Origin of the sequence: Amycolatopsis sp. NPDC057786, assembly GCF_042797905.1 — a bacterium.
Taxonomy (GTDB): domain Bacteria; phylum Actinomycetota; class Actinomycetes; order Mycobacteriales; family Pseudonocardiaceae; genus Amycolatopsis.
This window is the reverse complement of record NZ_JBHVKW010000011.1, coordinates 37405-50439: the sequence shown is the minus strand read 5'-3', so window position 1 is coordinate 50439 and position 13035 is coordinate 37405. Positions and strand designations below refer to the sequence as shown.

8 protein-coding genes are annotated in these 13035 nt (G+C 69.1%); 6 read left to right on the top strand and 2 right to left on the bottom strand.

All coding sequences use genetic code 11. The annotated features are described in order from the left end of the window. Positions 1–192 precede the first annotated feature (192 nt). Together ACFVM3_RS09960 and ACFVM3_RS09955 are read left to right on the top strand one after the other, a co-directional pair. Positions 193–1764, top strand: coding sequence for a substrate-binding and VWA domain-containing protein (locus tag ACFVM3_RS09960; protein ID WP_378437424.1), 1572 nt, complete (start codon positions 193–195; stop codon positions 1762–1764). An 8-nt stretch (positions 1765–1772) separates the two neighbouring features. Then, entirely contained in the window at positions 1773–3518 is a 1746-nt protein-coding gene (locus tag ACFVM3_RS09955; RefSeq protein ID WP_378437327.1) for a hypothetical protein, read from the top strand. Here ACFVM3_RS09955 and ACFVM3_RS09950 read toward each other — a convergent pair. Continuing rightward, positions 3512–4216 carry a class I SAM-dependent methyltransferase gene (locus ACFVM3_RS09950; protein ID WP_378437325.1) on the bottom strand — a complete coding sequence of 235 codons (705 nt, stop codon included), beginning with the start codon at positions 4214–4216 and terminating at the stop codon, positions 3512–3514. The genes ACFVM3_RS09955 and ACFVM3_RS09950 overlap by 7 nt on opposite strands. Before the next feature lie 40 nt (positions 4217–4256). Between ACFVM3_RS09950 and ACFVM3_RS09945 the strand changes: the two genes are divergently transcribed. Further along, a complete protein-coding gene (locus tag ACFVM3_RS09945) occupies positions 4257–8186 on the top strand; it encodes an alpha-(1->3)-arabinofuranosyltransferase (protein ID WP_378437323.1) in 3930 nt (1309 codons plus the stop codon). A 134-nt stretch (positions 8187–8320) separates the two neighbouring features. After that, positions 8321–9241 (top strand): hypothetical protein, encoded by a 921-nt coding sequence (locus tag ACFVM3_RS09940; RefSeq protein ID WP_378437321.1) that lies wholly within the window; start codon positions 8321–8323, stop codon positions 9239–9241. 5 nt (positions 9242–9246) lie between these two features. Here the strand turns inward: ACFVM3_RS09940 and ACFVM3_RS09935 are convergent, their stop codons facing one another. Next, positions 9247–10446, bottom strand: coding sequence for a lipopolysaccharide biosynthesis protein (locus ACFVM3_RS09935; RefSeq protein ID WP_378437319.1), 1200 nt, complete (start codon positions 10444–10446; stop codon positions 9247–9249). Between the two features lie 68 nt (positions 10447–10514). Here ACFVM3_RS09935 and ACFVM3_RS09930 point away from each other — a divergent pair, with 68 nt between their 5' ends. Together ACFVM3_RS09930 and ACFVM3_RS09925 are read left to right on the top strand one after the other, a co-directional pair. Continuing rightward, positions 10515–12206 (top strand): hypothetical protein, encoded by a 1692-nt coding sequence (locus ACFVM3_RS09930; protein WP_378437317.1) that lies wholly within the window; start codon positions 10515–10517, stop codon positions 12204–12206. A 3-nt stretch (positions 12207–12209) separates the two neighbouring features. Next, positions 12210–12389 (top strand): hypothetical protein, encoded by a 180-nt coding sequence (locus ACFVM3_RS09925; RefSeq protein ID WP_016335312.1) that lies wholly within the window; start codon positions 12210–12212, stop codon positions 12387–12389. The last annotated feature ends 646 nt before the right edge of the window (positions 12390–13035 follow it).

The window sequence follows — 13035 nt, the reverse complement described above, 5'->3', positions numbered from 1 at the left end:
AACTCGCGTGATCAGGGACGTAACTCGCGTGATCAGAGGCGTAACTCGTGAGTTACGCCTCCAAGCACGCGAGTCACGAGGTCGGTTAGGCCGTTTGCCGTAGCGGAAGGCACTAAGTTACCCGAGGGTTGACGTTCGCGGGCGGATTGGGCAACATCCCAGGTCCTCACCCCGCACCTCGGAGGCATGCACATGCAGGTAGGCCCGAGGCGTGGCGGGCGTTTCAACGCGCCCGTCGTCGTCTTGAGCCTGTTGCTGGTGATCGCGCTCGGGGCCTGGTGGGGCGTGGACTACCTGCGGGCCCGGTTGGCGGGCAACGGTTGTGACGCGCTGACACCGGTCGAGATCACCGCGGCGCCCGACGTGGCACCGGTGCTCACGCGGCTCGCGAAGACCGTGCCACAGGAGGAATGCTTCAGCGTCAACGTGACCGCGAAGGAGTCGGCCGAGGTCGCCGATCTGCTCGGGACCACCGCCTCCGGTGGGCCCGATGTCTGGGTTCCCGAGTCGAGCACGATGTTGTCGCAGGCCAGGGACGCCGGTGCGTGGAACCTGCCGGAATCCGGTCAGTCGGTGGCGAATTCCCCGGTGGTACTGGGACTTCCCGACGAAACCGCGCGGCGGTTCGGCTGGCCGGGGAAGGCTCCCTCCTGGCAGGAGATCCTCGACGGCTCCCAGGTCGGGATCCCGGATCCGGCGCGCGATCCGCTCGGCGTCGCCACCCTGCTCGCCCTGCGGAAGCTGACCGAGAAGGAGCCCGATCCCGCCGCGGCCTTCACCGCCGCCATGCGAAAACTGAACCCCGCGCCGGGGCAGACCCCGGCGACCGAACAGTCGGTTCTCGCACGGAATCTGGTGGCCGCGTATCCCGGTGTCCCGGTGCAGGGGTTCGACTACCCGTATGTCGTGCTGCCCAAGGCGTCCGAGGCGTCGAGGACGGCGGCGGAACGATTTCTGCGGCTGCTGCTCGATCCGCTCGCCGGGAGCATCTTCGCCGACGAGGGATTCCGGTCGCCCACCGGTCAGTTCGCCGTGCCGCGGGCGCGGGACAGCCGGACCGATCCGGCGCCGCATCCGCCGGGGCCTCCACCGGTGACGGACCTGTACGCCGCTCTCCAGGCCTGGGCCGGGACGAACCTGAGCGCCCGGGTCCAGGTGCTGCTCGACGTCTCCGGATCGATGGCCGCCGCCGTGCCGGGGACGGGGAAGAGTCGGATGGAGCTCACGCTGCAGGCCGCGACGCAAGGGCTCGGACTCTTCAAACCCTCCACGGAGCTGGGGTTGTGGCTGTTCTCGACCAAATTGGACGGTGACAAGGACCATCGGGTCCTGTTGCCGATGAAGACGATCGCCGAGCAGAAGTCGTCGGGCGGCGTCGAGCGGCTGCAAGCCGTGCGGCCGAAAGCCGGCGGCGCGACCGGGCTCTACGATTCGATCCTCGCCGCGTACCAGAACGCCAGGCAGAACTGGAAACCCGGCCGGATCAACCTGGTCGTCGTCCTCACCGACGGGCGCAACGAAGACGGCGAAACGATCGGGCTGCCGCAGTTGCTGGAGGAGCTGGGCAAACTCCAGGATCCGAGGAAACCGCTGCCCGTCATCGGAATCGGCATCGGGCCCGACATCGACGCGTCCGAACTGCGGCAGGTTTCCACCGCCACCGGCGGGGATTCGTTCACAACCCCCGATCCGAGGAAGATCTCGGACGTCTTCTACCAGGCGCTGAGCAAGATCATGTGCCAGCCGCCGACCTGCAAGAATTGAGGCGACCCGTGGCCCTCCGGGGGAAAAGACCTTCGCCGGTCACGTCTGCCGCCTTCGCGGCCGGCGTGATCCCGTTCGTGCTGCACGCGTGGGCGGCACTGCGCGGCAGCCTCGCACAGGACGATTTCGTCATCACCTACCACGCCGCGAAGTCGGGCCCGTTCGACTTCGGCTATTTCTTCCAGGATTACCACGGCCATTTCGCGCCGGGCGGCTTCCTGCTCGCCGACGTGCTGACCGCGTGGGCACCGCTGAACTTCGCCGTGCTGATGGCTCCGGTTCTGGTGATGCAGGCGGCGTCCTCCGTGCTGTTGTGGGCGGTACTGGTGCGCTGTTTCGGGCGCCGGTGGGGGATTCTCGTCCCGTTCACCATGTTCACGACGTCGACCTTGCTGCTCGTCCCGACGTTGTGGTGGGCGTACGCCATCCAGATCGCGCCCGTGCTGCTGGCCGCCACCGCCGCCCTCCACGCGCACGTGCGGTATCTCGCCGACGGCGGGCGCTGGGCGATCGCCACTGTGGCCTGGACGGTGTTCGGGCTGGCCTTCTACGAGAAGGCCGTGTTCATCCCGGTGCTGATCGCCGGGATCACCGTGCTGCTCGGGATTTCCCTGCGCCGCCACCTCGTGCTGATGGGTGTCCTCGCCGCCGTCCTGGTGGGCTACGCCGTCCTTTTTCTGGCCTTGACCACGAGCCAGGTCGGGCAGGGCGGTGGTGCGGTCACCGTCGGCACGGTCGCGGACATGACGGGCCGGATGCTCGGTGACACCCTGATCCCCGGACTCGTGGGCGGGCCTTGGTCGGGCCCCGGTCCCGGGGCGACGTTCGCCGCTTCCCCCGTGGCGGTGCGGATTCCGCTGCTGCTCCTGGCCGTCGTGGTGCTGGTCGCCGGGATCCGCGTGGGCGGACTCCGGGCCAAGAAGGCGTGGCTGCTGCTGGGGCTGGTGTTCGTGGCGGACATCGGGCTTTCCGCGGCCACCCGGCTCACCGAGGTCGGCCCGGAACTGGGCAGCGATCCCCGCTACATCGCCGACCTCGCGCTCGTCGTCCCGCTGTGCCTCGCTTTCGCCTTCCTGGAACCGAAACCGCTCGACCGGCCTTCGGATACCGTGCCGTCCACGGCGAGACGGCCGATCGCCCTGGCGTTGTGTCTTGCCCTGATCGCGAGTTCCGCCGTGGGATTCTCCCGGCTGGCGCCCGGACTCAGGTTCGACCACTCCCGGGAGTTCCTCGCCAACGCGCGGGCCTCGATCGACCGGGATCCCGATCTCGTGCTGTTCGACACGGCGGTACCGAATGACGTTTTGCACGGCTGGTTCGGAGAAAACGCCCGGACGTCACGGGTGGTGGGCCTGATCCCCGGCTTCCTGTTCGACCAGCCGACGAGCCGGATGTCCCTTTTGGACGATTCGGGCACCGCGAGGACGATCATCGGTGTGGAACCGGTTTCCCGTGGTCTGCCTGGGCCGATTGCGGGCTGCGGGTACACCGTCGGCGAGCAGCTGGTCCGCGTTCCGTTGGACACGCCCGTTCTCGGCCGCTACCTGCTGCGGATCGACTACTTCACCTCGGACGGTGGCGAAGGATTCGTGGACCGCGACGGCATCCGCGTGCCCGTATGGTTCCAGCCTGGCCTGCACACGATGTACCTGCCGATCGAGGGACTGTTCGACAAGATCGGCTTTCAGTTGTCCGCCAAGGGGGCTCCCGTCTGTCTCGCGAAGGTCGACGTCGGCGAACCGCTCACTCAGTAAGGGTCGTACGGGCTGTCGTGGCCGAAGATCCTCGCCACGGGTGCCAGCCGGAGCCGCAGCAGGATCTTGATCCCGACGTTGCGCAGGAACCACGGAATCTGGGCGAGCACGCGCAGTCTGTCCTTGAACGACGGTGGGGAAAGCCGGAATCGGGCGAGCGACGTCGCGCGGTCGAGATAGGTGTAGCGCCGTCCGAAGAGGACTTTCGCGATCGTGCCGATGGTGACGCCGATCGACGAAAAACAGTCGTGGACCAGGATTTCCCGGCCGTCGGTCAGGTTGGCCGACCAGCGCAGGTCGTCGGTGTAGGTCCAGTAGTCGTGTTTGCCGTCGATGTAGAGCATCTGGATCGGACGATCCCAGCTCGGCCGCAGCTTCGTGCTGTACTCCGCCACGAGTTCCACGACGTCCTCGACGCCCGCTTTTCTCAGGTTTTCCTCGAACCGTTGGCGTGTCGGCGATCCGCCGAACAGGCGGCCGTCGACGAACGGGTCGACGGCGATCACCCGCGCGCCGACCGTGCGGGCGGCGCTGGCGAGCACGATCGTCGAACGGCCCTGGTGGCTGCCGATTTCGACGATGAGGTCGCCCTTGTCCAAGCGGCACGCCGCGTTCCACAAGGACAGGCCCTGCTCCCGCGTCATCCAGCCCTTGACGGGTTCGGCGAGCGACCACGCATCTTCGAAACCGTCTGTCATAGGGCGCATAGTAGCCACGTTTCCGCTTAGTATCTACCGGATGGTAACCCCCGGGACGCTCGTGAAACGGCCGAGCACGTGGATCGTGCTGGCGCTCACCGTGCTGTCCTTTGTGCAGCGTCCCGGCAGGACGACGTTCGACACGAAACTCGATCTCGCCGTGGATCCGCTCGCCTTCCTCGGCAGGGCGCTGCACCTGTGGAATCCCCAGGCGACGGCGGGGGAGTTGCAGAACCAGGCGTACGGCTACCTGTTCCCGATGGGGCCGTTCTTCGCGCTGTGCCAGGCGGTCGGGATCCCGGTGTGGATCGCGCAGCGGCTGTGGTGCGCGATCCTGCTCTCGGTCGCTTTCGGGGGCGCCCTGCTGGTGGCCCGCGCGCTGAAAATAGGGAACGAACGGACTCGGCTGATCGGAGCAGTCGGTTACGCCCTCGCGCCGAGGATGGTCACCGAAATCGGTTCGCTGTCCTCGGAAATGCTGCCCGCCGTCCTGCTGCCGTGGGTGCTGCTGCCGCTGATCCTCGCCGACCGCATCGGCTCGCCGCGCCGTGCCGCCGGGTTGTCCGCGCTCGCCGTGCTGTGCATGGGCGGGATCAACGGCGCGATGGTTGTGATGGCGCTGGTGCTCCCGGGGTTGTGGTTGCTGACCCGGAAATGGCGGAGCACCCACGTCGCGCTGGCCATCTGGTGGTTCGTCTTCGTCGTCGGCGTGGTGCTGTGGTGGTTCCTGCCGCTGGTGCTGCTCGGCCAGTACAGCCTGCCGTTCCTCGACTACATCGAATCCGCGACCAACACCACGGCGCCGATGTCGTTGTTCGAGGTGCTGCGCGGCACGAACCAGTGGGTCGCGTACGTCGTGCAGGGCACGCCGTGGTGGCCGTCGGGCTGGGCGCTGATCGACAATCCCGTGCTGATGGCGGCCACCGGGCTGGTGGCCGCGGTGGGGCTGCTCGGCCTCGCGCGGCGCGGCCTGCCCGAACGGCGTTTCCTGGTGCTCGGCGTCCTGACCGGGCTGACACTGCTGACCGTCGGCTACGTCGGGACGCTCGACAGCCCGCTGGCGGAACCGGTGCGGCAGCTGCTTGACGGCCCGCTCGCGCCGCTGCGGAACGTCCACAAGTTCGAACCGGTGCTGCGGCTGCCGCTGATGCTGGCGTTCGTCCACGGCATCACGAGCGCCGCGCCCGTCCTGCGCCGGAATCTGCGGCCCGCGCTGGGTGCCTTGCTGGTGGTGGCGATGGCCGCGCCCGTGTGGCTGCTGACGTTGCGGCCCGGGCCGGGCTGGGACGAGGTACCAGGATATTGGTACGACGCCATGGGCCACGTCGCCAAGACCGACGCGACGGCACGGACGCTGTTGCTGCCCGCGACCGGATTCGGCGAGTACGACTGGGGCCGCACGGTGGACGAACCGGCGCAGGCCATCGCGGACAGCCCGTGGGCGGTGCGCAACCAGGTCCCGTTGGGCTCGGAGGGCAACACCCGCCTGATGGACTCCATCGACGCGGCGTTGGCCGACGGCAGAGGGGATCCAGGGCTCGCGGCGCTGCTCGCGCGATCGGGCTACCGGTTCCTGATGCTGCGCGGCGACATCGACCGCGCCAAGGTCGGCGCGCCCGATTTCACGACGTTGCGCGCCGGGCTGGCCGGGTCGCCGGGGATCGAGAAGTCGGCCCAGTTCGGGCCGCTGGAGATCTTCGAGGTGAAACGGCCGGTGCCGCTCGTCACCGCGACTTCCGCGAAGGACGTCCCGACGGTGAGCGGCGGCCCGGAGAACCTGCTGCCGCTGATGAACTCCGGGCAGCTCGACCCCGGCACGCCGACGGTGCTGACCGGGGACGGCGGTTCACCGTCCGGGCCGCGGCTGGTCACCGACGGGCTGCGTCGCGCCGAACGCAACGTCGGTGGCGTGCGGGACAACCTGAGCCAGACCCTGACCGCCGGGGAATCCGCGCGGCAGCAACGGGCCGTGCTGGACGTCTTGCCGTTTCCCGGCGAACAGCACCAGACCGTGGCCGCGTACCGGGGGATCCGTTCGGTCAACGCGTCGACGGCGGCGTCGTTCGCGGACGCGTTCGGCGGTTCGGATCCGAGCCATCAGCCGTTCGCCGCGCTGGACGGGGATCCGCGTACCGCATGGCATTCGTCGAGTTTCACCGGGCCGATCGGCGAGTGGCTCGAAGTCGAACTCGATACGCCGAGGCTGGTGAACTCGGTCGATCTCGCGATGGTCGACGACATCCGCGTCGGCTGGCCGCCGACCCGGATCCGGATCACCACGGACAACGGTTCCGTCGATCACCAGGTCGTCCGGGGCGCGGGGGCGCACACCTACCCGGCGCCCGCGGGGGTGACGCGCAAGGTGCGGATCACGTTGCTGTCGCTCGTGGTCGGCAGACAGGACGGCAACGTCGGGATCTCGGAACTGAAGATCCCCGGCGTCGACCCGCAACGCGCGCTCGAAGTCCCCGCCGACCTCGGGCCGGGTTCGGCGCCGGGCTTCGCGTTCACCCGGGGCACGCAACCGCGTTACGCGTGCGTGCCCGACGGAGCACACGTCCGCTGTGACGCCAATGCCGACCGCGACGGTGAAGAACCGGACGGGATCCGGCGGCTGTTCTCGACGACGTCGCCGAGCGCCTACGAGTTCGGTGGCACCGTGCTGCCGGCCGGTGGCGGCCGGTTCCCGGTGACTTTGCCCGATGTGCGGGTGTCGGCGACTTCGCAACTGGGCGGTGATCCGTCGGCGAGCGGATTCGCCGCGGTCGACGGGAATCCCGCGACCACCTGGCTGCCCGACGTCACCGATCTGCGGCCGATGTTGACCCTGGACTGGGCGAGCCCCCAGAGGATCTCCGGTATCCGCGTCGGCTCCGACACAGGCGCCCCAGCGCGGTTGGAACTGACCACACCGACGTCGAGCCGCTCCGTCGAACTCGACGCCTCCGGTGCGGCGACGTTCCCTCCCCTGGAAACCTCGCAGCTGAAGATCGCGTTCGCCGGTCTCGACGACGACCAGCGAACGCGGCATTCGCTGGGCATCGGCAGCCTGACCCTGACCGGCGCCGAACTTCCCGCCCCGGCCGCGGAATTCACGCTGCCCTGCGGATCGGGCCCGAACGTGCGCCTGGACGGCTTCGACTACGACACGTCCGTGCGCGGCACCCTCGCCGACTTCGTCGCGCACCGGCCACTGACGCTCTCCGCGTGCCCCGATTCGGCGGGCGGCGTCGACCTGGCGGCAGGTGGGCACGAGCTGCGGACCGACCGGTCCGAGTCCTTCGTGGTCCAGGACCTCTGGCTGAAACCTGTCGGGCAGGCCGTTTCGTCCGCAACCCATCGCGCAGTCACGGTGGAGTCCTGGGACGCGACGTCCCGCTCGGTCACCGTGGCGAGCGGTGAGGAGTCCATTTTGGCCGTTCCGGAAAACGCGAACGCGGGCTGGACCGCTTCGCTGAACGGGACCCCGCTGGTGAAGACACGCGTCGACGGCTGGCAGCAGGCGTGGATCCTGCCCGCCGGCTCCGGTGGCGTCGTGCAGCTGGAGTTCGCCCCGGACTGGAAGTACCGGTCGGGTCTGCTGATCGGCGCGGTCGCGATCCTGCTGGTGCTGATCGGCGCACTGTGGCCAGTCCGTCGGCGACGTGTTTCGGTGGAGGCGGGCTCCGGGCGGGTGGTCCCGGTGGTGCTCATCGGACTGCTGGCCGTACTGGGCGGAATGCTGCCGATCGTGCTGCTGATCGCCGTCCTGCTCACCCGCCAGTTCAGCGAACGCGCGCCGAGGTACCTCGCTTTCGGGGGCATGGTCGTGGGAACGCTCGTCGCGGTGGTGGGGCGGCTGCTGGGGCACGGTCAGGAGTGGGCTTACGGTCCGGTGACGCAGGCTTCGCTGCTGCTGGCGGCGGCGGCGATGGTGGCGACTTGTGTGCCTTGGTTCGCCGGACGCGAGCCTGAAGGTGACAGAGCGTGAGGGGTGTGTGGAAATAGAGACGCTGAATGTCCCTATTCCCACACACCCCCACTTGACCGGACCGGTCACGACGTCAAACCGCGTTTTCTGTCGGTGGGCCGGCTCAAGCTGGTCAGGTGCGAAGAGGGGAGTGGGTGCAGCACCCACTGGTGACGAGCGGCCCGGCCGTGGTCGGAGCCAAGCGGCTCGAAGAGCTCGGCGTGCCCAGGAGAACGATCTGGCGCCGGTGTGAGCCCGGTGGCGTCTGGCGGCTGCTGCTGCCTGGAGTCGTGCTGCTCGGGAACGGCGAGCCGACCGAGGAACAGCGGATCGAGGCAGGCCTGCTTCACGCGCGTGAAGGTTCGATGCTCACCGGCGTGTCCGCGCTCAGGCGTTATGGCCTGAAAACGTTGCCGGATTTCGACGACGTGCATGTCCTCGTACCGGCCGGAAGGGCGATCGCCAGTACCGGGTTCGTCCATGTCGAACGGACGCGACGCCTGCCGGTGCCGCGGATCAGAGCCGGCGTTCCCACCGCTCCCGTGCCGCGGGCGGTGATCGACGCGGCACGACGAACCTCCGAGCTGGATCCGGTCGTGGCGATGATGGCGGAAGCGGTGCAGGAGCGTCATTGCCTGCCGCGGGCGCTCGCCGTCGAGATCGACGAGCGGTCTCGAATCGACCCGAGACTGCTACGGGCGCTGGGGCCGATCCTGGGTGGCGCGCATTCCGTAGCCGAGGCCGACGCGTGGAACCTGTGGGCGCGTTCAGGACTACCGGAGTTCCGCTGGAACGTGAAGGTCTTCGACGCGGCAGGCCGGTTCGTCGCGAAGCCGGACGGTTGGTGCGACGAGGTCGGGTTCGCCTGGGAAATCGATTCCCGCGGCTATCACTCCGGAGGCGACCGGTTCCGTGCGACCCTCGCGCGAAACGCCCGGTATTCCGCGGCCGGGATCGTCGTTCTCCAAACCTTGCCGTCCCGTATCCGTACCGAACCGGATGTGGTCCTGGGCGAGCTCAGCGCAGCGTTTCGCAGTGCTCAACGGCGTCCGCGACCCGGCGTGCACATCGGATGAGCCGCTCACTTCCGCCGCGACCGCCACTCCAGTACGGCGCCCGACAGAGCCAAACCCCCGGCACAGCAAGCAGCGACGGTCACCACTTGCACAGCCGACGAGTGCAGCCAAGCGGTCACCAGCACCGTTTCCACCACGACGGTCGTCCACATCAGCACGGTCACCCGCCGGTCACCGGCGGCGAGGCGCGAGAACAGCAGGATCTGGACCAGCGCGAGCATCGAGCCGGCGAGGGCGAACGGCCAGACCGGCATGGTGCTGGCGGCGTAGCCGGAGCCGCCGATGAACGACAGCAAGCGCGACCCGAAAACGAGAGACACGAAAAGGACGAAGGCGTCGAGAGCGGCGCAGACGGCCAGGGCGGCGGGCAGGATGCGGCGGCGGTCGTCGCCGTTCGCGAAGCGGGGGAGCACCAGGACACCGACGGCTTGCGGGAGCCAGTAGGCGATCTTCGTGACGATCGCGCCGAGTGCGTACTCGCCGGCTTCGGTCGCGGGGAGGGTGTGGCGCGCCAGTACCAGGTCGAGGTTCACCAGCAGGACCAGCGCCAGCATCGCCTGTGCCGCGTGCAGGACTTCGCCCGCGTGCCAGCCCGCCTTCCGAGGGCGCTGCCGTCCACAGAGGACCCAGCCGCAGAGGATCACCAGGTACGAGCCGATCGCGGTCCCGGCCAGCGCGCCGGTTGCGTCGCCGCCGATCAGCAGGCCGATCAGCGAGCCGCCGACCTTGCCCGCGCCTTCGAGCGCCATGAGTCCGGCCAGGAGGGCGAAGCGACCGCTGCCCTGCAACAGGCCGTGGAAGAGGCCGAGCAGCGTCAGCGGGCCGAGCGTGACGGCCAGCAACAGCGCGGGCACCACGGAATCCAGGTGCAGCACGAAGACCAGCACCGGCGCCAGAAGCAGGCCGATGGTCGCGACGATGGCACTCGTCGTGAGGCCGAGCGCGAGAAGTGTCCCGCTGTCCTGCGGTTTGCGCGCCACCCGCAGCGCGACGACGGTTTGCAGCCCCATCGCGGGGACGACGCCGATCACGAGCACCGCCAGCAGCGAACTCAGCTCACCGAACGCGCTCGGCGCGAGCAGCCGGGCGGCGACGATGCTCAGCGCGTAGGCGCCGGCGTTGTTGGCCGCCAGCGCGAGCGAAACGAGGATCGCCGCGACACGCTTGTCGGTCCTGGCCTCTTCGACCTCGACGTCTACGCTCAACGGTGCTCCCATTACCGGCGAGTAATCGAGCGACCATAACCGTGATCGAGGCGGAAAGGAAAGGGCAGTTGGACGCACGGCGCGAACGTCTCGCCTTGGCCGCGGTGTCGGCCGGGCTGGCGTCGCTGGTGTTCCTGCCCGTGCTCGGACGCGGCTTCGTCCTGAGTTACGACATGGTGTTCGCCCAGCGTCAGTCGCTGATCCCGGACGCGCTCGGGCTCGGTTCCGCCCTGCCGCGATCGGTCCCCGCCGACGCCGTGATCGCGCTCGCGACAGCGGTGGTTCCCGGTGACGTCGTCCAGAAAATCGTCCTGCTGCTCTCGCTGTTCCTTGCGGCATACGGCGCAGGGCGGCTGGTCCCGACGGAGCAACTCGGTACGCGGATCGTCGCGGCCACCGGGTACGCGTGGACGGCGTACTTCGCGGAGCGGTTGTTCATCGGGCATTGGCCGCTCCTGCTCACTTACGCCTGTCTCCCGTGGATCGCGCGCGCCGCGCTTTCCCTGCGCCGGAACGAACCGAGGGCGCTCGCGGGACTCGTGCTCGCCTGCGCTCCGGCGGTGCTCACGCCACCCGGCGGTGTGCTGGCCGCGCTCACCGCGATCGCGCTGGCCGGACCGCGGAAACTCGGCCACACCCTCGGACTCGCCGTCGTGCTCAACCTGCCGTGGCTCGTCCCGACGCTCCTGCACGACGGCGGCACGCTGTCCGATCCCGCCGGGGTGGCCGCCTTCAGTGCCCGCACGGAAAGCTGGGGCCCGGCGATCCTGAGCGTGCTGGGGCTCGGCGGGATCTGGAACGGCGACGTCGTTCCCGGCAGCCGGGGCGCGCCGATGGCCCCGGTGCTGATCCTCGTCACGGTGGCCGTGGGGCTGGCCGGGCTCCGCCCCCTCGCGCGAAAGTGGGGGACGCCGCCAGCGAGAGCGTTGCTGTTGCTGGGAGTTCTCGGTGTCGTGCTCGCCGCGCTGGCGACGCTGCCGTTCGGCGAACCCGTGCTCTCCTGGGCAATGGGGCACGTTCCGGGTGCGGGACTGCTGCGGGACGCACAGAAATGGGTGGCCTGGTTGGCGCTTCCGGTCGCGCTCGGGTTCGCGCTGGCGGTCGAAGCCGCCACCGCGCGCCTGCGGACCGGGGCGGCGCGTGGGACGCTCGTCGTGGCCGCCGCGCTCTTTCCCTTGCTCACCATGCCCGATCTCGCCTGGGGCGGCTGGGGAAGGCTGGAAGCGGTGCGCTACCCGGCGGACTGGAGCGAAGTGCACCGCGTGCTGGCGGAAGACGACCGGCTCGGTGACGTCGTCGCGCTGCCACTGTCCACGTTCCGGAGTTTCGCCTGGAACGGCCACCGGACACAGCTGGACCCGGCGCCGCGGGCACTGCCCGAGACCGTGCTCGTCGACGACACACTTCGCGTCGGCGGCGAGGAGATCTCGGGCGAAGATTCCAGAATGGACCGTGTCCGCGCCGCGAAGTCGCCGGAAGAGCTGTCGGCGGCGGGAATCGGCTGGATCCTGGTCGAACACGGGACGCCGGGACGGGTCGACCCGCGGTTGCTGACCGGCGCGGAACGGGTGTGGTCCGGTGACTGGCTCACGCTTTACCGCACTCCCGGTGAGCCCGCCGTGACCGGGACGCGATCACCGATCCCCGTGGTGCTGGCAAACGGAGTAGCGCTGCTATCGATCGCGGCCGCACTGTTGTGCCTCAAGTTACCGGTGCGTACATTGAGCCGACGCAGGAATTCCCTGTCTCGGAAGGAGTAGGTCTTGGGCACCCTCATCGGCGCGGCGGCCGCCGTCATCATCGGGCTCGCGACAGCCGCGGGCGGGAGTTACGCGCTGACGAACACCGCGGACCCGGACGCCGCACCGCAGGTGCAGGCGAAGATCAAGGAGCAGTTCAACCCGAACTCGAGCCCCGAGCACGTCATTTACGGCAACCGCTGAGCCGGTGTCCGAGCTCGCTTCCGACCACGCCGGCCGGGTCGTCGGGCTCTACGGCGACCCCACCGTTTCCTGGAGCATCCTCCTGGAAGCGAGACTTTCTTCGGTGCTGACGCCGGAAAAGGCGCGGATGCGGCTGACGGTCGCGGTCGAGGAACGGCCGTGGCTCGGCGCCGCCCCCGAAGTCGTGGCCGTTTCCGGTGAAGAACTTCCGGCGATCCGTGATCGGTTCGCCGAGACGTCTTACGAACGCGGCGCGCCGTTGCTCCGGGTCGCGGTCGGCGTCGACGAGCCTGTCGTGCTGATCGCCGCGCACCACGGCGCGCTCGACGGTCTCGGTCTGCTGGCCGTCCTCGGGCTGGCCCTCGACATCCCGATCTCGTCCGCCGCCAAGGGAATCGGCGCACGCACGGCCGATCGGTCCTTTCTCATGTCCGCCTTCCAGCGCCTCGCTGAAGCACTTTTCGCGCCTCCGGCGAGAATCACCCCGGAACGGGCGGAAAGTCGCTCAGGAGACGTGTTCAGCGCGAGGATCCTTCCGCGCTCGCGGTTCGGATCCGCGGCTTTCGCGGCGGCCGCAGCCAAGCTGACCGAGACATGGAACGCCCGGCACGGCGAGGAAGCCGTCAGGGTGGTGGCCGCGGTCGGT